Source organism: Glutamicibacter arilaitensis (assembly GCF_044793945.1).
Lineage (GTDB): Bacteria > Actinomycetota > Actinomycetes > Actinomycetales > Micrococcaceae > Glutamicibacter > Glutamicibacter arilaitensis_B.
On record NZ_CP084994.1, the window covers coordinates 230,184 to 251,560 of the forward strand.

Here is a 21,377-nt window from a genome sequence, read left to right on the forward strand (position 1 = left end):
GGGCCAATTTCACTTGGGCCGAAAGGCTCAGGCTGCTTAGTAAGTCAGACCGTATCCGAAGGGGTAAAGCTCCCCATCGGTAGTCTCCTCATAACCTGGCAGATCGCTGTACTGCTCTCGGATGGCCTCGGAGGTTCCGGCCAACGCGAACGGCATGCGACCCTGCGGAGCTACCTTTCCTGAAAGCACGTCCATCAGTGCGGTGTCGCTCATGCCGAACCCTGCCACGATGGCGCCCGCATCTCGCATCCCGCTGGCTTCATCCATGACGAATGGCTGGCGGAAGTACACGTGCATGACAACCTTGCTCGGGTCATCGACCTCGCTCATGACCTTTTTAATGGTGTCAAGCGAGGGACTGATTTCCCACGACTCCGATTCGGCCATGCCGCTGAAATCAAGGACACTGGATTCCCATGGCAGCGATCCGCCAAAGCGTAGTCCGTCATCGGTGCACGATGATGCGCCCTGGGTGACACACGCGTCAGCAGCGCCGAACGGGCTCTTGCCGTCCAGCCCGGCCACGCCATCCATGACGATCGGGCTGATGTGTTCCGCGTTCATCCCCAACTCTGGATCGTCTGACTTGTAGGTATCGGTGTTCTTGTTGTTCACGGTCACCGAGATCAGCGCATAGTCGCTATCTTCGGCGCTCGGACGTGCGGCCGGATCTTCGGTGTTGCCGTTGGTGACGTTGTAACCGTAGCTGGCGACTTTTTCCTCGGTGAAGTCACCCAGGATGTAGACATCCGAGCTCGGCTTCAACGGAAGGACTTTGTCTCCGTCTGAGCTTTCCTTGTTCTGCAGCAAGACGGCTGACTTGCGTTGCAAGTCCAGACCCACCTCGCGGTTCGCTTCGCTGCCAACAATCTCGCCGGCGGTTTCAACCTCAACGTACGGGTTCTCGAACAGGCCCATCTGGAACATCGGGGTAGTTAGGCGAGTGGCTGCCAGATCGATGCGTTCTTCGGTGAGCAGTCCCGAGTCGACCAGATCGGTGATGGTCTTGACGTCGTGGAAACCGGAAAGGGTGTCAGTTCCGCCATTGACGGCAGCAGCGACACGCTCCGGGACGCTCTTGTCTTCCAGGCCCCAAGCACGATCGTTGATGATGCCGGTATCCGAGTTGACGTATCCGGCGAAGCCCAACTCGTCGCGCAGCAGGTCGTTGACGATCTGGTTTGAGAAGGCCATGCCGGTGGAATCGTATTCGACTCCGTTGTAGGTGACCTCTACCGGGGCACCGTAGTAGGGCATGATCGAAGAGACGCCCGCATTGATGGCTGCCTCGAACGGCTGAAGGTGGTAGCCGAAGCCGTCACCCGGGTAGACCTGCGTCTTGCCGAAGGAATAGTGCGCATCCAAGCCTAGCTCCTGTGGCCCGCCGCCCGGGAAATGCTTCATGGTCAGCGCTACCGGGCTATCCGGGCTCAATGAGACGTCGTCCTTGTCCAGTGGCCCCTGCAGGCCTTCGACGAGCGAGGTCATGATGTTCGAGTTGAGGTCCGCGTCCTCGGTGAAGGTTTCATGGGCACGGTACCAGCGCGGCTCGGTGGACAGATCGGCCATGTAGCCGTACATCCCGCGTAGTCCGATGGAGGCCCATTCCTCACCCATGACGCCGGTGAAGTCATCGATGATGGACATGTCTCCGGTGGCCGGTGTTTCTCCGGTGCGCACTGCTTGCTCACCCAGTGCGGCGGCCGCAAGGCCTGCCTCCTTGGGGAACGCGGTGAAGGCGCCAGCCGACTCGTTAATGCCTGCACGAGCATTCGGGTCGATGTGGTTGCGCGCATTGGACTTGAAAAGCATCGGGATTCCCAGGCGAGTTCCCTCGCCGAGCTCCTGGACACTGTTCATGTATTTGGCCGCTTCCTGCGGGGTCAGCGAGGTGCTGGCCTGGAAGCCGCCTACGGCGTCGCCGCAGACTGCTTTGTCTTCGCTCGTCACCGTGTTGCGGAAGACAAAGCGGTGCATCATTTGATTGTTCACGTAGTCGGTTGCCTTTGGATCCAGCGTGCCGCGAGTTTGCGTTTCGACATCGCAGGCGGCGTTCAGTGTATCAATCAGCATCAGGCCGGACTTTTCGTCCAAAGTCATTTGCGAGACTAGATCCGCAGCACGTTCCTCGGCTGGCTTGCGCCAGTCTTCATAGGTATCGAGCTTGCCGTTATCGTTCAGGTCCTTGAATATGCGGCCCTTGTGCTTGATGGTGTCCTTCACCCGCGCTTCAAGCGTTGGCGGCTTGCCGTGGTTTCCCTCATTGGAATTCTCCGCCGTCGCACGCTCTGTGGCAGTCGCTTCATTACGGTGGCTTTGTACGGCACCGGCGGCCGGAACAGCCAACGAAAGCGCCAGGGGAATAACTATTGCCGCAGCGACACGACTACGCATCGCGTGCTGTGAATTTTTTCGGGACATCGGTGTCTCCATTGCTGAGTTGCGAATGATGTTTGGATTCCCTGGGCTACGCCGAGGTTCCAAGTTATCTTCCACTGTGACTTGGCGCATAGTGAAGTCCGAAGTGGTTGCCACAAATTGCCCCGTTGCAGGAAAGTGCCTTTAAGTGCACCAGTACCAAAAATCCCCCACAAGCCAAAGGCCTGCGGGGGATTGAGGTAAAGCCAGTGATGCTTACGGCGCGATCAAGTCCAACTGGGTTGGCAGCCAGAGGCTAAGCTCCGGAATGAAAACCACGAGGAAAAGCCCCGCGATAAGTGCGAATAGGAACGGCATCAATTTCTGGATGACCGGTTCAATTCTCAAGCCGGCAACCCGGGCGCCCACGAAGAGCACATTGCCCACCGGAGGGGTGATCGTTCCAACGCAAAGGTTGAAAACGATCATCGTGCCGAAGTGCACCGGGTGGATTCCAAACTCCATGACGATCGGCAGGAAGATCGGAGTGAAGATCAAGATTGCCGGGGTTGGATCCATGAAGGTGCCAACCAAGAGCAGGATTACCATCATCATGATCAGGATCAGCGTCGGGTTCTCGGTCAGGCTCAGTAATCCGTCCGAAATCATATCCGGGATGCGTGCGAAAGACATCAGCCAGGACATTGCCGTGGAAACGCCGACCAACAGCATTACGATTGCGGTGGTCTTGGTGGCGTTAAGCAGAATCTCGGGTAGATCGCGAACCTTGATGGCTCTGTAGACGAATCCCAGGATTAGGCAGTAGACCACGGCGATCGCTGCTGACTCGGTCGGGGTGAAGACGCCGCTGAGGATACCGCCAATGACGATCACGATCATCAGCAGCGAAGGTATGGCCTTGACCAGAGTCTGGATCGCGACGGCGAAGGTGACGCGTTCGGTGGAGCGTGTCTCCTTGTGCTTGCGCGAGTACAGGTAGATCACGAGCATGCACGCGAGGATCCAGACCAGGCCCGGACCGTAGCCTGCCACGAACAAGGCCGCAATCGACGTGCTGCTGACCAGCGAGTAGACGATGAAGGTATTGCTCGGTGGGATCAGCATGCCCGAGGGCGCCGAAGCGATGTTTACCGCGGCGGAGAAGTTGGGGTCATAGCCTTCCTTCTTCTGCCGTGGACCCATGACGGTGCCCACGGCTGCGGCCGAGGCGACGGCCGCTCCGCTGACCGAACCGAACAGCGCATTGGCCACGGTATTGGTCTGCGCCAGGGAGCCGGGCATCCGGCCGACCAGCACCTTGGCGGCGTCGATCAGCCGCCCTGCAATCCCGCCATTGTTCATCAGCACGCCGGCCAGGATGAAGAACGGTATGGCCAGCAGCGTAAATGAATTAATTCCGGCGAAAACCTGCTGCGAGGTGGTCAATACGGCCCGGTCGAAGCCTAGGACCGCGATGATTGCGGCCACCGAGCTGAGTCCGATGGCGACGGCGATGGGCACCGACAGAATAATGAGTACAACGATTCCGACGAGGAGTATGAGCCCCGCGAGTAGTGCAGTTTCCACGGGTCCTCCTAGACGACGTCGGGTTCGGTGTCTGCGATGGGCTCTTCATCGCCGCGGATAACCGCAAGCGAATGGTAGATCGCATAAAAAATGATGATGATGCCGGTGATCGGCATGACCAGATACAGCGGGCCTACCGTGGCGGGCAGGCCGGTCAGGGCCTGCCCCCACGATTTCTCGGCTACGCGGAAACCGCCCCAGACCAGTACCAATGCTGAAAACGCCACAATGGCAAGCTGGACGAAGAGCGCCGTCGCTTTTTCGAGGGTTATGGGCAACTTGCGCACCACGAAGTCCACCGCGATGTGTCCGCGTTCGGCGAAGACCAGCGCCGCGCCGAACAGGCCGAGCCAAACGAACAGGTACTGCGCGAGCTCGGAAGTCCAGGCGCTGGGGCTGTTGAGGACCTGGCGGGCGAAGACCTGCCAGACCACCGTGACCACGAGGACCGCGAACAACACGACGCAGGCCACCGCGAGGATTCTGTCGAAGCTTTTCTTTACTACTTGCATGAGATTACCTGTCCGTTAACCAATGGTGATTACTTGGCCGCGGCGCGTGCAGCGTCGTAGATCTTCTTGGCGGAGTCGGTCTTGACGTACTTCTCGATAAGTGGCTTCAGCGCCGTCTGGAAAGCCTCGGCATCCACGTCGTTGAATTCCACGCCAGCAGCTTCGAGTTCGGTGTGGGCCTTCTCGGTTTCGGTGGTCCACAGCGCGGTGTGCTCGGTGACCGCAGCATCCCACTGTTCGTCGAATGCCGTGCGGTCCTCTTCGGACATTGCCTCATAGGCGTCGGTGTTGATTACCACGTAGTCCAGGCCCACCAAATGGTTGGTGTTGGAGAAGTACTTGGCAACCTCGGAGTGCTTCTGGGTCAGGTAGGAAACCTCGTTGTTCTCGGCCGCATCGATCACACCGGACTGCAACGCGGTGTAGACCTCGCCGAACGCCATCGGAGTTGGAGCGCCCTTCATGGCCTTGATCATGTCCAGCTGCACGTCGGATTCCTGAACGCGAACCTTCATGCCCTGCATATCCTCAGGGGTGTTAATCGGTGCCTTGGCGTTGTAGATGCTGCGGGTGCCCTGGGTGAAGCCACCGAGTACGGTCAGATTCTGCTCCTCCAGCGAGGCGTAGAGCTCGCCAACGATTGCGTCGTCTCCAACCACGCTCATCTGGTGCTCAACATTGTCGAAGACGCCTGGCAGGTTGAAGACCTGGAACTCTGGGTTCAGGTTCTCCAATTGGGTGCCGGACACGACTGCCATATCCACGCTGCCATCGCTGACCAGCTGAATTGCTTCCTGCTGCGCGCCGAGGGTCTCGTTGGCGTAGACATCAACGGAAACACTTCCGCCGGTCGCGTCTTCGAGGTTCTGTCCCATATTGTCCAGTGCAATGTAGGACGGGTGGGTTTCGGTCTGGTTCAGGGCGAGGCGAAGCTCCGTTGAATCGCCACCTCCTGAAGCATCGGTACCACCACAGGCCGCGAGGGTCAGCGTCATTACTGCCGCGGCGCCGGTGAGGCCCAAGAATTTAGTGGAACGCATGTGTTACCTGATTTCCTGCCCGCGAGTGGGCATCTGTAAGGGCTCGGATCCCCGGCCGATTCACTTGCATGGGGACACGCCACCAAGTGCGGCGGGTCCTTGCCATACTCCATAGAGCCAAATCCCGTTGCCACATTGCAACAAGTTGCCACTAGTTGCATGGGTCACGCTTACACTGATCTCTGGAGGTCCAGATGACAGAATTACCAAAACAACCATCGATCTATGACGTGGCCGCGGCGGCCGGGGTTTCCGCGTCCACGGTTTCGCGTGCCTTCGCTAGACCTGGTCGGGTCAGCCACCAAACGGCACAACGCATCTTCGATGCGGCGACGGATATCGGCTATCGCTCGGCCCACATGCCCGGATTTAGTCGAGCCGCGGGGCGGCACACCTCGATGATTGCTGTGGTGATTGCCGATATCAGAAACCCGGTCTACGCGGAGATAGTGCGTGGGGCCGAGGCCGCCGCAACGGAATCTGGCTACATCACCCTACTTGCCCACACTCAGGAATCTGAGGTTCGTGAACGCCAGGCACTGGAACGTGTCCTGCCGATGGTAGACGGCATCGTGCTCTCCAGCTCGCGCATGTCCGACTCCGCGATTCGGATGCTGGCAAAGCAAAAACCTATGGTCGTGATGAATCGTGCGGTCAAGGACGTGGCCAGCGTGGTCACTGACAATGCGCGTGGGATCCGCCGCGCCGCCGAGCACCTGGCCGAACTGGGACACCGCAATATCACCTACTTGGCCGGCCCCGAGGCCTCCTGGGTGGACGGCATGCGCTGGCGTTCGCTGCGCGGAGCGGCGAACGAACTGGGACTATCGGTGCGGCGCACAACCTCGTCAAAACCCACCATTGGCGGGGGCGAGGCGTTGGTGGCCGAATGGCAGCAGCGCCGGACCAGCGCGGTCATTGCCTATAACGATCAGATGGCCATCGGTTTCATGCGCGGGCTGAGGCAGGCTCGTGTGCAAGTTCCCGGCGAGGTGAGTGTCGTGGGGTTTGATAATAGTTATGGTGCAGCTTTGGTCACTCCTGCGTTGACCACGGTGGAAACACCGTTGTACTCGCAGGGTGCCACTGCGGTGAACAATCTTTTGGCCTTCGCGGCGGGAGCTAAATCGCGGTCAAACGAACCGGTGGTGCTGCCCGCCAGGTTAGCTGTACGCAATTCGACGGGACCCGCAGCAACTTAAATAATTGCCGGCGGGCAATCGTTGTTGCCAACAAATGGCAACTTGTTGACGCAGGTCATGCATTTTGGAAACTATGTTGCCATGTCCTCATCGATTGCCGCCGCGCCAGACCGGCTTCTCCCGTCCGATCCAGGAACGCGTGCGATTGCACGGAATCTCCTGGAACTGGTCCAAGACCTGCCTATTATTTCCCCGCACGGGCATGTCGATCCGGCCATGCTGGCCAGCGATACCCCATTCCCGGATCCGGCGTCGCTGTTAGTTACCCCAGATCACTACGTGAAGCGACTAATCCACGCCAGTGGCGTCCCAATGGACCGGCTGGTGCTGGGCACCAGCCCGGACGTTGACGCACGCTCCATCTGGCGCGAATTCTGCAAGGCTTGGCCGTTGTTTGACGGCACCGCGTCGGGCTACTGGCTTCGCTCCGAGTTTGAGCATGTGTTTGAACTGCGTGAAGAAATTTCCGAGGCTACCGCAGACGCTACCTTTGAGTCCCTGCAGCGCCGATTGAACGAGCCGAGCTTCCGCCCGCGTCAGCTTTTCAAGGATTTTAATATCGAGGTGCTGGCCACCACCGATGATCCGATGGACGACCTGAGATTCCACGCGGAAATTGCGGCAGACAAGAGCTTCGAAGGCCGAGTTCTGCCGACCTTCCGCCCCGATGCCTACCTGAATATTGCCCACCCGGACTGGGTGGAAAACGTGGATAAGCTCATCGGTGAAGCCGGTGATGGTGCCTCCGGCTACGCCGGATACCTCGCGGCGCTGGAGAACCGCCGCGACTACTTCATTAAGCACGGTGCGGTTTCCGCAGACCACGGCGTGCTGACCCCGCGGACCCTGAAGCTGGACCGCGCAGAGGCCGAACGACTGTTCGTCAAGGCCCGCTGCGGCGAGGCCTCCGCCGAAGACCGCGACATCTTCGAAGCGCACATGATGTATGAGTCCGCCCGCATGTCAGTCCAGGACGGCCTGGTCATGACCCTGCACCCTGGCTCATTCCGCAACCACCACCTGCCGAGCTTCGAGAAATTCGGCGCCGACACCGGCCATGACATCCCGTTCCCGGTCAGCTACACCGAAGCAGTGCGCCCGGTGCTGCAGGACTTCGGCACCGCACCGGACTTCAACTTCATCCTATTCACCATGGACGAGACAGTTTTCTCCCGCGAGCTGGCACCACTGGCAGGGTTCTACCCCTCGGTGTACATCGGGGCACCTTGGTGGTTCCTCGACGCACCTGACGCGATGCTGCGCTTCCGCTCCGCGGTCACCGAGACCGCGGGATTCTCCCGTTCTTCCGGTTTCATCGATGACACCCGCGCCTTCTGTTCGATTCCGGCTCGCCATGATGCCTCACGGCGCATCGAGGCATCCTTCCTCGCCCGCTTGGTTGCGGAGCACCGCGTAAGCGAGGAACGCGCCGCCGAGTTGATCGTCGACGTAGTGGACGCCGCACCTCGCCGGGCGTTCAAACTGTGAGCGTCGCATTGCAGCGCAGTGCACCGCGCCCCGATGTCCGTATCGTGCATTTAGGGCTAGGTGCCTTTCACCGCGCCCATCAGGCTTGGTACACCGCCCAGGCCGCCGATGGCTGGGGGATCGCCGCCTTCACCGGTCGCTCGGCCGCCGCCGCGCAAACACTCAACGCTCAGGACGGGCTGTTCACCCTGGTCACCCGCGGTCCGGAGGGGGACCGGTTCGAAACAATCGAATCGATCGCAGCCGCCTATGCGGCCTCCGACCTCGAAGCGATGAGAGATTTGCTGGCCCGTGACTCAACAGCAATCGTTACGCTGACCATAACCGAGGCCGGTTACAAGGTCATCACGGTCGCCGGGCAGCCGGCGCTCGATACCCAAGATCCGGATGTCCAATATGACCAAGTGGCGTTGGCTAAGCACTTCGGCACGGGCGAACCGGTTAGCGAATTACGTACCGCACCAGCCCGAATCTTGCTGGGGCTCGCGGCCCGCCAAGCGGCCCACGGTAAAGCGCTGGCGATCGTCTCCTGTGACAATCTGCCTGGCAACGGGGCGGTCACACGTGCCGCTGTGCTCGGCTTCGCCACCGGCCTTGATGCTGCCTTGTCCGACTGGATCACCGCCAATGTGAGCTTCGTGGACACTTCCATTGACCGGATTACCCCACGCACCACCGAGGCAGACCGCGACACGGTGGCCGCAGAAACAGGTTTTCAAGATGCGTCCCCAGTAGTCACCGAACCGTTCACCTCATGGGTGATACAGGGAGAGTTCCCTGCCGGACGCCCCGCCTGGGAAAAAGCTGGCGCCTTATTCGTTGATGATCTCGAACCCTTCGAGCGTCGCAAGCTGTGGTTGCTGAACGGTGCTCACACGCTCATGGCTTACGCGGGACAACTTCGTGGACACGAAACCGTTGCGCAGGCGCTCGCCGACCAGCGGATCAACCAGTGGGTCCAGGAGTTTTGGGATGCTGCGGCGGCGCACCTGAAGGAGCCGGGACTGGATATCCCCGGCTACCGCCGGGCGCTGGCCGCACGTTTTGCGAATCCGCGTATCGCCCACTACCTGGCGCAGATCGGGATCGACGGGTCGCTGAAGCTGGCAGCCCGTGCGATCCCCGTCTACCGGGCAGAACGCGCCGCCGGACGCGCCGGGACCGCAGCCTTGCGTCCCATCGCCGCCTGGTGCGATCAGCTCACCGCCCAGCATGCCGCGGGCGTGGAAGTGTCAGACGCGCAGTCTTCGGCCCTGGAAACGGTCCTCGCTGATACTCCAGAGTCCCGGGAGCAGACCATGGCGTTGCTTAAGGTGCTTGATGCACAGCTCGCCGGTGAAGAGCATGCAGTAGATGGCGTGCACCAACTACGCAACGGTTTTACCAGCTAATTTTCTCCACCTCTCACGTGGGCATCGAAGCCCACGTTTCCCGAAAGGATTGCCATGAAAATCGTCAAGGCAGAAGTATTTGTGACCAGCCCGTCACGCAACTTCGTGACCCTGAAGGTCACCACCGAATCCGGCCTGGTCGGCATCGGTGACGCAACCGTAAACGGCCGTGAGCTAGCCGTCGCGTCCTACCTCAAGGACCACGTCGCGCAGCTGCTCATCGGCAAGGACGCGCACCGCATCGAGGACACCTGGCAGTTCCTCTACCGCTCCTCCTACTGGCGCCGCGGGCCGATCACCATGGCCGCGATTGCCGCCGTGGACATGGCCCTATGGGATATCAAGGGCAAGGCCGCGAACATGCCGGTCTACCAGTTGCTGGGCGGCGCCTCGCGCAACGGCCTGCGCGCCTACGGCCACGCCTCGGGCACCGACACCGAGCAGCTCTTCGACTCGATCCGCGAGCACCTGGAACTGGGCTACAAGTCCATCCGCGTGCAGACCGCGGTGCCGGGCATCAAGGCCGTCTACGGCGTTGCCGCCCAGACCCAGGCCTCAGGCGAACGCTATGACTACGAGCCCGCCGGCCGCGGCGCGTTCCCGCAGGAAGAGGACTGGGACACCCGCGCCTACCTGCGCCACCTGCCGACCGTCTTCGAGGCCGTGCGCAACGAATTCGGCCCCGAGATTCCGCTGCTGCACGACGGCCACCACCGCATGACCCCGATCCAGGCCGCCAAGCTGGGCAAGTCGCTGGAACCCTACGACCTGTTCTGGCTCGAGGATTGCACCCCGGGTGAGAACCAGGAAGCGCTGCGCCTGGTCCGTCAGCACACCACCACCCCGATCGCCATCGGCGAGGTCTTCAACACGATCTACGACTTCCAGTCTTTGATCAAGGAACAGCTCATCGACTACGTGCGCGCCGCCTCCACCCACTTCGGCGGCATCTCGCCGCTGAAGAAGGTCATGGACTACGCCGCCCAGTACCAGGTCAAGTCCGGCTTCCACGGCCCGACCGACATCTCCCCGGTGGGCTTCGCCGCCCAGCTGCACGTGGGCCTGGCGATCCACAACTACGGCATCCAGGAGTACATGCAGCACTCGGACGCCACCAACACGGTGTTCGAGCAGTCCATGACCTTCAAGGACGGCTACCTGCACCCGGGCAACAAGCCGGGCCTGGGCGTCGAATTCAACGAGGAAGCGGCCCTGTCCTACCCGTACCAGCAGGCCTACCTGCCTTACAACCGTCTCATCGACGGCACCGTCCACGACTGGTGAGCCAGAAAATCATGGAGAACGTTGTGCAAACGGAAACGTCCGAAAGTGGGGTCGCATTGAACCGAATCATAGTTATGGGCGTTTCAGGTTGCGGCAAATCCACGGTCGGCGAGTTACTCGGCGCACAGCTGAACGCTGGTTTCCTTGATGGGGATTCACTGCACCCGCAGGCAAATATCGACAAGATGGCTGCCGGGCAGCCTCTAGACGATATGGACCGAGAGCCGTGGCTCCGCGAGGTCGGCAATCGTTTGGGTGCGGTTAGCAACGAATCAATGATCATTGCTTGCTCGGCGCTGAAGCGAAAATACCGTGACCTGATTCGAGCGCAGGCGCCAGGGACCGTGTTTATCCACCTGCACGGCTCTGAGGAGCTGCTGACCGAGCGCATGGGATCGAGGCCTGGTCATTTTATGCCGGTGGGCTTGTTGCAGTCGCAGTTGGCTACGCTCGAACCATTGGAGGCTGACGAATTCGGCCTCGTTTTGGATATCGCGCTGCCACCTGGTGAGTTGGTCCAGGACGCGGTTGCTTGGCTGGAGCTACGAGACTAGAGCACTAATAAGTGGGAGCGGGGTCCGAGAATTTTCTCGGATCCCGCTCCCATTTATGTTCCTTAGGCTAAATCGCCGCCTAGGACTTTGCCGGCTTCGATTCCTTGGCAGTTTCCATGCGGTTCTCGGCCTCCAGCTCGCTGTGCAGGGTCGCCACTGATGGGTACTGCAGATCCGGGCGGAACGGGAAGGTGTCAACATCGCCGGCCGCGGTAATACCGGTGTGAACCAGCGCGGTTAACAGACCGGCTTCCATGCCAGCAATAATGTCGGTGTCCATCCGGTCGCCGATCATGGCGGTGGTTTCCGAATGCGCGTCGATCCGGTTCAGGGCCGAACGGAACATCATCGGATTTGGCTTCCCCACCACGTAGGGCTCGCGGTTGGTTGCCCGCGTGATCAGCGCCGCCACTGCGCCGGTGGCCGGTAGCAGGCCCTCGGCCGACGGCCCGGTGGCATCCGGGTTGGTCGCGATAAACCGTGCCCCGCCCTCGATCAAACGAATGGCCTTGGTGATGGCTTCAAAGGAATAAGTGCGGGTCTCACCGAGTACGACATAATCCGGATTCTGATCGGTCATGATGAACCCGGCATCGTGCAAGGCGGTGGTCAAACCTGCCTCGCCGATAACGAATGCGCGTCCGCCGGGGCGCTGCCGTGCCAGGAACTCGGCCGTGGCCAGGGCGGAGGTCCAGATGTTCTGCTCCGGGACGTCCAAGCCCGAGGCGAGCAGGCGCGCACGCAGGTCGCGTGGGGTGTAGATCGAGTTATTCGTCAACACGAGGAATCGCAAGTCGTTCTCGCGCCAGTACTGAATCAGCTCGGCAGCACCTTTAATAGCCTGATTTTCATGGACAAGCACGCCATCCATGTCGGTCAGCCAGGTTTTGATGTCGTGGATGGTGCGCGAAGCTCGAGTTAATGTCGTCACGAGGTGTTATTCCTCCTTGGGCAGTGATGGTGGGACGTTTCGTCATTGATCAACTTCCCTGATACTAAAAGCCTACACAGCAATTGCCGTGAGCGCCGTGAACGTGGACACCTCGCAGAACAACTACCCTTATAGGGTGAACGAAGAATCGGAAGAACCTACGGCAGATCCAGCAACGCAACACATCATCGGCGTTGGCCCCTGGGAAGGTGAGCTGCCGACCGAAGCGCACTTTGACCCCGAGCTGCTGGCCCAGGGCGACCGGCGCAACGTCGCTGACAAATACCGCTATTGGTTGATGGACGCGATCATTGCCGATCTCGACGAACGCCGCCACGATTTTCATATCGCCATTGAGAACTGGCAACACGATATGAACATCGGAACCGTGGTGCGTTCGGCAAATGCGTTTCTGGCCAAAGAGGTTCATATCATTGGACGCCGGCGCTGGAACCGCCGAGGCGCTATGGTGACCGATCGTTACCAACACGTTCGCCACCATGCCACAGTGGATGAATTCGTGATCTGGGCGGAAGAGGAAGGGCTGACAATCCTGGGGATTGATATTTTCCCTGATTCGGTACCCCTGGAGACATACGAACTTCCACGAAACTGCGTCCTGGTGTTCGGGCAAGAAGGTCCTGGTCTCAGTCCGGAAGTACACGCTGCAGCGAAAGATACTCTTTCAATTGAGCAGTTTGGCTCAACTCGATCGATTAATGCAGCTTCGGCCGCCGGTATAGCGATGCATGCTTGGATCCGCAGGCATGTCTTTGGGCAACGGGTGAGTTAACAAAGGAACAAACATCTGTCTTTTAGACAAAAGTTTATTCGAGCATCTGGATTAGTTGCGGAATACGGCTTAGGCTAAGCCTTGGTTATACATTCGTGATCTGGGAGCGGCAAGTAGTGAAACGGCGACATCAGGTAAACCACGACTTATTACTTATCGGCTTGCCCCGGAAAAGGAAACGTCTACTCGTATGGGCCACCTCTGTGGTGGCCGCCATTGGTCTCACCGGTGCGCTCGCGATTCCTATTGTTGCGCAAACGGCAGATGATCGTCAGGGCAATATGCCTATTGCAATCGATACGCAGGCCGCGCCAGCCAACTTCAGGAACCCGGTCTACGTCAACCAAGACGCTCCCCTGAACGCATTCGGTGGATCGGGACGGACGCTTGCCGTTGATGGCCGGCCACTGGGAATGGTTGAAGGCGCCGCCGAAACTTCCGAGGATTCCGAGTCCGAAAGCGAAACCGCACTTCTCGCAGGTGCAGTAGGAGCCATCGGTCAGCTTCCCGGTGACTTGCAACTGATGCACCCGGTACCTACCCGACGCATCTCCAGCCCGTATGGGTGGCGCAGCAATCCCACCGGTCCAGGAAACCAGATCCACATCGGTCAGGACTACCCAATCTCTTGCGGCTCTCCGGTGTACGCCAGCGAAGCTGGTCGCGTCACCGTCTCGGGATGGCACGGTCACTCGGGAATGCGCGTCACCATTGATCACGGAAGTAACGTACTGACCGGCTATAGCCATAACTCAAAACTCGTTGCCAAGATTGGCCAAGAGGTCAAGCAGGGTGAGCTGATCGCGCTCGCGGGGACCACAGGCAACTCAACGGGTTGCCACGTGCACTTCGAAGTGATCGTCAACGGTCGCTGGCACGATCCACGCAATTACCTGCCGGGAATTCCGGGCCAGCCCGATGCAATGATCGATTCGACCCGACTGACGGTGAACTCGAATAGTGCACCAAAGGGCAACGGTTCCAATGGTCCGCAAACTCAGGGACCTGACCGCAACGAGAGCTCGGATCCTGATGTAGTGGTTCCACGCGACGACACTCCAGTAGTGCCTAAGCCGAAGCCAAAACCAAAGCCAAGCCCGAGCGAAACGAACTCTCCAACGCCTACGGATACGAAATCGCCGGCGCCTACGGACTCGGAATCGCCATCTCCTACGGATTCGAAGTCGCCGTCTCCTACGGATTCTAAATCTCCATCACCAACCGATTCCAAGTCGCCTTCGCCAACCGAAGAGACGACACCGCCGGTAGACAAGGAATCGACGCCGCCACCGGTGGTCAAGGATCCGCCTCCGACATCGCCTAAGGCAACGCCGCCGAAGGCCACCGACTCTTCAACCCCGGATAAGCAGGATTCGACTTCTACGGCCCCGGAGACTGAGAGTTCTTCGGCACCGCCGGCAACAACAAGCACGGTGACTCCGGAAAATACCGCATCGCCAAGTGATCAGCAGACGTCTGGGTCTGCCAGTAAGTAACAGGTCACCGAAAACCGCGAGTGGAGCCAGCCATAAGGCTTGGCTTCACTCGCGGTTTTCTGGTTAAACCCCTTCAACGCGTGTCACGTTCGGAGATCTACGCCACGCCACGCCCCGCTGCCGATAGGATGGACAGAGAAACGCCGTCAAAGGCGACGCGTCCACCCTCGCTAATCACAAGGAGTGAAGCATGCCTATCGCAACCCCCGATAAGTACAATGCAATGATCGATGCCGCCAAGGCTGGCGGGTACGCCTTCCCGGCGGTCAACGTCACCAGCTCGCAGACGCTGAACGCCGCAATCCGCGGCTTTGCCGAAGCAGAATCTGATGGCATCATCCAGGTATCCACCGGTGGCGCAGCCTACTGGTCGGGTGCCTCCATCAAAGACATGGTGACCGGCTCGCTCGGTTTCGCAGCTTTCGCCCGCCAGGTAGCCAAGAGCTACGGCGTGAACATTGCGTTGCACACCGACCACTGCCCGGCCGACAAGCTGGACTCCTTCGTGCTGCCGCTGCTTGCAGCCTCCGAGGCAGAGGTCGCCGCAGGCCGCGACCCATTCTTCAACTCGCACATGTGGGACGGCTCGGCCGAAACCCTCGAAGATAACCTGCGCATCGCAGCCGAGCTGCTTCCACGCACCGCTGCCGCTAAGCAGATCCTCGAAGTTGAAATCGGCACCGTAGGTGGCGAGGAAGACGGCGTGGAGAACGCCATCAACGACAAGTTGTACACCACCGTTGAAGATGCCATGGCTACCATCGAAGCTTTGGGTTCCGGCGAAAAAGGCCGCTACATCACAGCGCTGACTTTCGGCAACGTGCACGGCGTTTACAAGCCAGGCGGCGTGAAGCTGCGTCCGGAGATCCTCAAGGATATCCAGGCTCAGGTCGGAACCAAATTGGGCAAGACCAACCCGTTCGACCTCGTCTTCCACGGTGGCTCGGGCTCGTCCGACCAGGAGATTGCCGACGCTGTCTCCTACGGTGTCATCAAGATGAACATCGACACCGACACCCAGTATGCGTTCACACGCCCGGTGGCTGGCCACATGTTCGCCAACTACGACGGCGTGCTAAAGGTTGACGGCGAAGTTGGCAACAAAAAGACCTATGACCCACGTGTCTGGGGTGCCAAGGCCGAAGAGTCCATGGCAGCGCGCATTGTCGAAGGTGCACGTCAGCTTGGCTCCGCCGGAAAGTCGTTGAAGTAACCGTGGTAGGCGAAAACCTACTGGGGATTCCAGAGACGCTGTTGCCCGAGGAAACCGACGTGCTTGCGCGTTTGGATGCCGGGGATGAGCCATTAGACCTTGCCGCGAAATTCCCTTCATCTTCACTGGTGTGGGGACTTTTGGCCAACGAAGCGCACGCTGAGGGGCGCACCGTGGAATCTTACGCGTTTGCCCGCGTGGGTTACCACCGTGGCTTGGACTCTTTGCGGAAGTCAGGCTGGCGTGGACAGGGACCCGTTCCATGGCGGCATGCACCGAACCGCGGCTTCCTCCGCTCGCTCTACGCGCTGGGCCGTGCGGCCGCAGCGATCGGCGAAGCCGAGGAAGTTGAGCGAATCGAGAAATTCCTCAATGATTCGGATTCCAGCGCCAAGGGCGCCATCGAAGCCGAGTAATAACGTACTAAAAGAACGGACGAAAACCTTTCGGGTTTTCGTCCGTTCTTTTTAATCCAGAACTGCGGGCCTGTATGCGTCTGCTGATTGGAAGCGATGAGAATTGGGCTTGGGTCCCACCCGCAATCCAAGCCTCACTTACTATTCGCAGTAATCTCAAGCAAGTATGGATTGGCGAATCGGACAGAAAATTCTTCGCTTGGCTTGTATGTTCTCGAAATATCGGAGCGGCAGAATCGTCACAGTGTCCAACTAGATGAAAATGAGACCGTTCTCATCTAGTTCTACTTTTAGACTCATTTTGTTAACCTAAAATTCAGTTTAGTGAACAAATCATCACCTCATCGCAGTTAAGGGAATCCACTATGCTGTCTTTCTGGTTGGCGCTTGCTTCGAACATTGTCGGCATCACCGTCCTCGTCTATTTCGTGTATTTCCGCCGTCATTTCCGGCGAGATCTGGTTCTGGCCTACATCGCCTTGAGCATGGGTATTTTCGCCGTGACGATGTTGCTCTCCGGTAGCGGCGCAGGCATGGGGCTGGGCCTTGGCCTCTTCGGTATTCTGTCGATCATTCGACTGCGCTCAGATACATTGACCCAGGAAGAAGTCGCCTACTACTTCATCTCCCTTGCCATCGGCCTGGTTAACGGCCTTCATCCTGATCCCGCCTGGTTAGCTCCGGCAACCACAGGTGCTCTGGTGCTGGTCATGTTCCTCGCAGACCACCCGAGCTTTGCACCACGCACCGACCGCCAGACGGTGACCTTGGAGAAGGCCTACCCGCAGAAGCATGAATTAGTGGCTGCGCTGGAAGAACTACTCAACGCCAAGGTGCTGCGCACCGTCGTGATTGAGCTCGACATGGTTCGCGATCTGACCATCGTAGACGTTCGTTTCCGCACGAACCAGATCAGCAAGCCAAAGGCAGAAACCAAGCCCTTCACAGGAACCTACGAACTGGCCAATACGCTGCCAGCCTCGACGAACACCGCTAAGCAGGAGTCGTGGTCCAAATGACCATGGACGTGAGAACCGCTTCAAGCGCACGTGAAGTGCTTGAAGCGGCGGTCATTGATCGCTCGCCCATCGGCCTGTCGGAAGTCATCTCGGAAGCTGCGCTGCAGACCAGAGTGGACCGCAAGTTTCTGCTCACTCCCGATGAATTTGCCGCTCTCTCGGATCGACTCGGAGAGAAGTTCAAGATCATGGAGATCGACGGACTACGCACCTTCCGCTATGAATCGGTGTACTTCGATACCGAAGACTTTGAACAGTACCGGGCCCACCGTCAGGGCCGCCGCCGACGCTATAAGGTCCGCTCGCGTACGTACGCGGACACTGGGTTATCCATGTTCGAGATCAAAACCAAGGGACTTCGCGGATCCACCGTGAAGCACCGAGTGGAACAGGATCCGCAATTGGCCGGCGAACTGACTGTTGAGAACGCCGAGTTCCTCGAACAGGTGCTGGCTACCGAGTACGGGGAAGAAGCTCCAGACTTGGCACCCGTGCTCGATAGCTCCTATGTCCGCGCGACTTTCGTTAACCCCATCGACGGTGAACGAGTCACCTGTGACGTGGAATTGAGCTACGCCAATGACGAGCAGCAGATCGCCGGACCGGACCTGATCGTCGTGGAAACCAAATCCGCAGACGGGCGTGGAGCCTCCGACCGAGCACTTGCCGAACTGGGCATCCGCGAGGTCAGCATGTCCAAGTACTGCATTGGCATCGCGTTATTGCATCCGGAACTGCCCGCTAACCGCTGGAGCCGCCTATTGGAACAGCGCTTCGGTGCACGGCGTCGCGCGGTGTCTCATCCAGCACGCCGCAGATCGGCGGTACGAAGCTAGAAACCAAATTACGCAGCCCTTGGGATTCTCCTATGCGAGAACCCCAAGGGCTTTGTGCACTAACGCGTTGTGGCCAACCGGTATCCAACTCCGCGCACGGTCTCAAAGCGTTCCCCGCCGAGTTTGTTGCGCAAGTAGCGTACGTAAACATCCACCACGTTCGAGCCCGGATCGAAGTCATAGCCCCAAACACGAGAAAGCAGCTGCTCGCGGCTGAGCACCTGGCCCGGATTGCGCAAGAACGCTTCGGCTAAGGCGAACTCACGGGCGGATAGCTCGATTTCCTTATCCGCTACGGTGACCCGGCGGCGCAAGAGATCCATTTCCATGTCATCGTGGTTCAGCACCGAAGATTCGCTGGCGCTATCTTCGGTGCGCAGTCGTAACCGAACCCGGGCCAGTAGCTCGTCAAAGTGGAAGGGCTTTGCCATGTAGTCATCGGCACCGTTCTGCAAACCGGTGACGGTGTCTTCTACGCTGCCGCGCGCGGTGAGGATGATGACAGGTGTTTCGATCTGCGCTGCACGCATCCGCCGCAGCACCGAGAAGCCATCTTCATCTGGCAATCCGAGATCAAGGATGATCAGCTCATAGTCGCCGTCCAGCGCCAAGTCGAAGCCGTCACGCCCGGTCCCGGCAACGGCTGAGGTCAACCCTGCCGCACGGAGTCCTTTGGAAACGAACGAACTGATGCGAGGTTCGTCTTCAATGATCAGGATGCGACTCATACTTCGGTACCTCGTGTAGTTAGTGGGATATCGATATAGAAGGTGGAGCCCTTATTCGGCTCGGAATCCACCCAGACGCTTCCGCCATGTGCGGTGGCGATTGCCGAGACGATATTGAGGCCCAGCCCCGAACCGTCCGAACGAACCGAATTCTTGCCGCGGCCGAAGCGCTCGAAAATTCGGTCGATATCTTCGGGCTGGATGCCGACACCGGTGTCCGAAACCCACCAGCGCAATAGGGTATCGCCGTGGCCGTCGCGAAGCACTTCATTGCCCAATCCGATTCGGGTTCCCTCCGAGGAGAACTTCACGGCGTTGGCGCAGAGCTGCAGCATGGCTTGGGTAATGCGCGATTGGTCCAGGGCGACGGTGGACTCGGAACGATAGTCGATTCTCCAGTGGCGATCGCCCAGGCCTCGGGCTTTATCCAAGATGTCGTCCAAGAGCGTGCCAACCTCAGTTGGCTGCGGCTGAATGAAGTCTGCTCGATTGGATTTGGCCAGCATGACAAGATCATTGATGAGCAGGCTCATACGCCCCATCTCGTCCAGTGCAATTTCTTTGCTCTGCTGAACATCTTCGGGGTCATGGGTGTCCATGAGCTCCAGGTGTCCGCTGACAATCGTGACGGGGGTGCGCAGCTCGTGCCCGACATCATCGAGCAGCTGCCGCTGCGACTTCAGCGCACCCTCCAAGCGGTCAAGCATTTCATTAATGGTCACCGTCAGCTCGGCGAATTCATCATTGCCGGTGACCTCGATTCGCCGTGAGAGGTCGCTTTCGGAGATCTGATGCGCCGTGGTCTGCAGCCTGCGTATCGGCTCGAGCGTTCGATTCACCACTAGCCAGGAAGCGCCGGCGGCAAGGGCCATCACCAAAACCCCAACGGCGGTGAAGATGGCGAAATTTCGGTCATCGGCGCGTGCTTCTGCCAGGTAGTCGTAGGCGAGCACAAATGCGCTGAAACTTGGATCTTCTGGAAGCTGGACCGGGACGATGACCGCCCGATATGTCGTGATCTCCGTCTCGACGGTCCCCAAATGGATGTGGCTGTCGGTTTTGCTCCGTTCGGCCCAAGCCAGAAATTCTGGGTCGTCCTCCAACCGTAGCTGGACGACATCCGGTGCGGTCCACTGAACCTCACCGCCGGCCAATCCGAGCATTCCCTGATGCCGTGAAGGCAGGGTCCGCTGCATGGCCGTATACAGCAGGTCTTCGGCCTTTTCGAAGTGCTGCAAGGTGCGCGGATCTACGCCGGTCTCGGCAAGTACGCCAAACTCTTGCACGGTACGGGAGAGTGAATCATCGAGTCGTTCGTTGAGCTCGTGACGTTGTACCGCATAACTTGCGGCGCCCGCCACCAGCAACGCCAATCCAACAACCACCAACATGCCGGTAAGCACCCGTGCGCGAATAGACCAAGAGCGTCTAGTCGTCATCGTCGTCTAGCTCGTCATCGTCATCGTCATCATAATCGTCATCATAGTCGTCGTCATTATCGTTGTTGTTCGATGAGGGCGGCAACGGGACCACGGGTTTCTTGGTTGGCTTCGGCTTCACTGTGGGCTGCTTTGTCGGCTTCGCCTTGGGTGTTTCCGGAGCGGTGCTCTTACTTGGCACGGCGCTCTTCGTCGGTTTCTCGCTTTTAGATGGCGAAGGCGAAGATGAAGGAGTCTCCGAGGAGGTAGTTATCGGGGAGTTGGGTACCTCACTGGTGGGCGAAGTGCGATCTTCCTTGATGATGAAGCCATTACCCAAATCTTTGTCCATCGGGTCTGCAATGACTTGCCGAATACCAATAAATCCCAAGAGCACTACAACGATCACGATGATCGAGAGCGCGACGCGACGCAACGTTTCCAATCCCATGTCAACAATTGTGTCTGAGTCAGATTAGACCAAGATGAGAAGTGGCCTGAATCACTAGCGGGAATGCGCTGCCCGGGTGATCCGTTTGCGGCATGGTGTCGAAGCATAATCCGAACAATAGCCTTTACTCCATGTCTGATTGGCGAACCTTGCTGATACCTGGGTCAGCGCAGGTGCTCGAAAATGATGTTTGTTTGCGTGGATGAAAAAGCGTTATTGGATCCCAAATGGCTGGCAACGAAAGTGCGCAACTCGTCGATTGAGCTCGTTGCCACCCGGACCAGCAGATCAGGGGTTCCGCCAAGGACAAAAACGTCACGAACCTGTGGGAGATCGGCTAGCGCCTTTGCTGCGGGGAGCATGCGATCGCGCGCCTGTGCGGCCACGATCACGGAGATCATGGCATGGACCGTGACACCGAGAAGTTTTTCATTGATTATTGCTTCATATCCCTCAATGATGCCGCGGGTCCGCAACGCTTTGACCCGGCCTAAGCAAGTGGAGGGGGCGAGTCTGACTCGTTGAGCCAATACATTGTTGGCTAGACGCGCATCCTTGTGAAGTTCGACGAGAATCGCAAGGTCGGTTTCATCCACCTGAACGGAATTCGACTGAGCAGGCCCAGAGATGGCCCAAGTTGAACCTGGCACGGAACTTTCT

20 protein-coding genes are annotated in these 21,377 nt (G+C 59.0%); 11 read left to right on the plus strand and 9 right to left on the minus strand.

Going from position 1 to position 21,377, the window contains the following annotated elements; translation table 11 throughout:
* Positions 1 to 36: 36 nt before the first annotated feature.
* From LG294_RS01130 to LG294_RS01145, 4 genes are all read right to left on the minus strand, one after another.
* Entirely contained in the window at positions 37 to 2,421 is a 2,385-nt protein-coding gene (locus LG294_RS01130; RefSeq protein WP_404288710.1) for a glycoside hydrolase family 3 N-terminal domain-containing protein, read from the minus strand.
* A 213-nt stretch (positions 2,422 to 2,634) separates the two neighbouring features.
* Complete coding sequence (locus tag LG294_RS01135) at positions 2,635 to 3,945, minus strand: TRAP transporter large permease (protein ID WP_404288712.1); 1,311 nt, start codon at positions 3,943 to 3,945, stop codon at positions 2,635 to 2,637.
* 8 nt (positions 3,946 to 3,953) lie between these two features.
* Positions 3,954 to 4,457, minus strand: coding sequence for a TRAP transporter small permease (locus LG294_RS01140; RefSeq protein WP_404288714.1), 504 nt, complete (start codon positions 4,455 to 4,457; stop codon positions 3,954 to 3,956).
* A 29-nt stretch (positions 4,458 to 4,486) separates the two neighbouring features.
* Positions 4,487 to 5,497 (minus strand): TRAP transporter substrate-binding protein, encoded by a 1,011-nt coding sequence (locus LG294_RS01145; RefSeq protein ID WP_404288716.1) that lies wholly within the window; start codon positions 5,495 to 5,497, stop codon positions 4,487 to 4,489.
* 194 nt (positions 5,498 to 5,691) lie between these two features.
* Here LG294_RS01145 and LG294_RS01150 point away from each other — a divergent pair, with 194 nt between their 5' ends.
* The 5 genes from LG294_RS01150 (at position 5,692) to LG294_RS01170 (ending at position 11,416) form a co-directional block, all read left to right on the plus strand.
* Positions 5,692 to 6,699: a LacI family DNA-binding transcriptional regulator gene (locus tag LG294_RS01150; protein ID WP_404288718.1), complete on the plus strand. Its 1,008-nt coding sequence runs from the start codon at positions 5,692 to 5,694 to the stop codon at positions 6,697 to 6,699.
* Between the two features lie 81 nt (positions 6,700 to 6,780).
* Positions 6,781 to 8,187: a glucuronate isomerase gene (uxaC, locus tag LG294_RS01155; protein WP_404288720.1), complete on the plus strand. Its 1,407-nt coding sequence runs from the start codon at positions 6,781 to 6,783 to the stop codon at positions 8,185 to 8,187.
* Complete coding sequence (locus tag LG294_RS01160) at positions 8,184 to 9,578, plus strand: mannitol dehydrogenase family protein (protein WP_404288721.1); 1,395 nt, start codon at positions 8,184 to 8,186, stop codon at positions 9,576 to 9,578. The genes uxaC and LG294_RS01160 overlap by 4 nt, the downstream gene beginning before the upstream one ends.
* 54 nt (positions 9,579 to 9,632) lie before the next feature.
* Positions 9,633 to 10,862 (plus strand): D-mannonate dehydratase ManD, encoded by a 1,230-nt coding sequence (gene manD / locus LG294_RS01165; protein WP_404288723.1) that lies wholly within the window; start codon positions 9,633 to 9,635, stop codon positions 10,860 to 10,862.
* 23 nt (positions 10,863 to 10,885) lie between these two features.
* Complete coding sequence (locus LG294_RS01170) at positions 10,886 to 11,416, plus strand: gluconokinase (RefSeq protein WP_404288725.1); 531 nt, start codon at positions 10,886 to 10,888, stop codon at positions 11,414 to 11,416.
* Between the two features lie 79 nt (positions 11,417 to 11,495).
* Here LG294_RS01170 and LG294_RS01175 read toward each other — a convergent pair whose 3' ends face one another.
* Entirely contained in the window at positions 11,496 to 12,287 is a 792-nt protein-coding gene (locus LG294_RS01175; RefSeq protein ID WP_404291599.1) for an HAD-IIA family hydrolase, read from the minus strand.
* Positions 12,288 to 12,483: 196 nt separating this feature from the next.
* Here LG294_RS01175 and LG294_RS01180 point away from each other — a divergent pair, with 196 nt between their 5' ends.
* The 6 genes from LG294_RS01180 to LG294_RS01205 all read left to right on the plus strand — a co-directional run bounded on the left by LG294_RS01180 (position 12,484) and on the right by LG294_RS01205 (position 18,120).
* On the plus strand, positions 12,484 to 13,140 hold the full coding sequence (locus LG294_RS01180; protein WP_404291601.1) for a TrmH family RNA methyltransferase: 657 nt from the start codon (positions 12,484 to 12,486) through the stop codon (positions 13,138 to 13,140).
* A 116-nt stretch (positions 13,141 to 13,256) separates the two neighbouring features.
* Complete coding sequence (locus tag LG294_RS01185) at positions 13,257 to 14,636, plus strand: peptidoglycan DD-metalloendopeptidase family protein (RefSeq protein ID WP_404288727.1); 1,380 nt, start codon at positions 13,257 to 13,259, stop codon at positions 14,634 to 14,636.
* Positions 14,637 to 14,826: 190 nt separating this feature from the next.
* Positions 14,827 to 15,849 (plus strand): class II fructose-bisphosphate aldolase, encoded by a 1,023-nt coding sequence (gene fbaA, locus LG294_RS01190; protein WP_404288729.1) that lies wholly within the window; start codon positions 14,827 to 14,829, stop codon positions 15,847 to 15,849.
* 2 nt (positions 15,850 to 15,851) lie between these two features.
* A complete protein-coding gene (locus tag LG294_RS01195) occupies positions 15,852 to 16,265 on the plus strand; it encodes a DUF3151 domain-containing protein (protein WP_404288731.1) in 414 nt (137 codons plus the stop codon).
* Positions 16,266 to 16,630: 365 nt separating this feature from the next.
* Entirely contained in the window at positions 16,631 to 17,284 is a 654-nt protein-coding gene (locus LG294_RS01200) for a DUF4956 domain-containing protein (protein WP_404288733.1), read from the plus strand.
* Positions 17,281 to 18,120 carry a polyphosphate polymerase domain-containing protein gene (locus LG294_RS01205; protein WP_404288735.1) on the plus strand — a complete coding sequence of 280 codons (840 nt, stop codon included), beginning with the start codon at positions 17,281 to 17,283 and terminating at the stop codon, positions 18,118 to 18,120. The genes LG294_RS01200 and LG294_RS01205 overlap by 4 nt, the downstream gene beginning before the upstream one ends.
* 59 nt (positions 18,121 to 18,179) lie before the next feature.
* Here LG294_RS01205 and LG294_RS01210 read toward each other — a convergent pair whose 3' ends face one another.
* The 4 genes from LG294_RS01210 to LG294_RS01225 form a co-directional block, all read right to left on the minus strand.
* The gene (locus LG294_RS01210; protein WP_404288737.1) at positions 18,180 to 18,848 is read right to left on the minus strand and encodes a response regulator transcription factor; all 669 of its coding nucleotides are present in this window, start codon (positions 18,846 to 18,848) and stop codon (positions 18,180 to 18,182) included.
* The gene (locus LG294_RS01215; RefSeq protein WP_404288739.1) at positions 18,845 to 20,287 is read right to left on the minus strand and encodes a sensor histidine kinase; all 1,443 of its coding nucleotides are present in this window, start codon (positions 20,285 to 20,287) and stop codon (positions 18,845 to 18,847) included. Before LG294_RS01215 ends, LG294_RS01210 begins: the two co-directional genes overlap by 4 nt.
* Positions 20,277 to 20,717 carry a hypothetical protein gene (locus LG294_RS01220; protein WP_404288741.1) on the minus strand — a complete coding sequence of 147 codons (441 nt, stop codon included), beginning with the start codon at positions 20,715 to 20,717 and terminating at the stop codon, positions 20,277 to 20,279. Before LG294_RS01220 ends, LG294_RS01215 begins: the two co-directional genes overlap by 11 nt.
* Before the next feature lie 164 nt (positions 20,718 to 20,881).
* A complete protein-coding gene (locus LG294_RS01225; RefSeq protein WP_404288744.1) occupies positions 20,882 to 21,367 on the minus strand; it encodes an Lrp/AsnC family transcriptional regulator in 486 nt (161 codons plus the stop codon).
* Between the last annotated feature and the right edge of the window lie 10 nt (positions 21,368 to 21,377).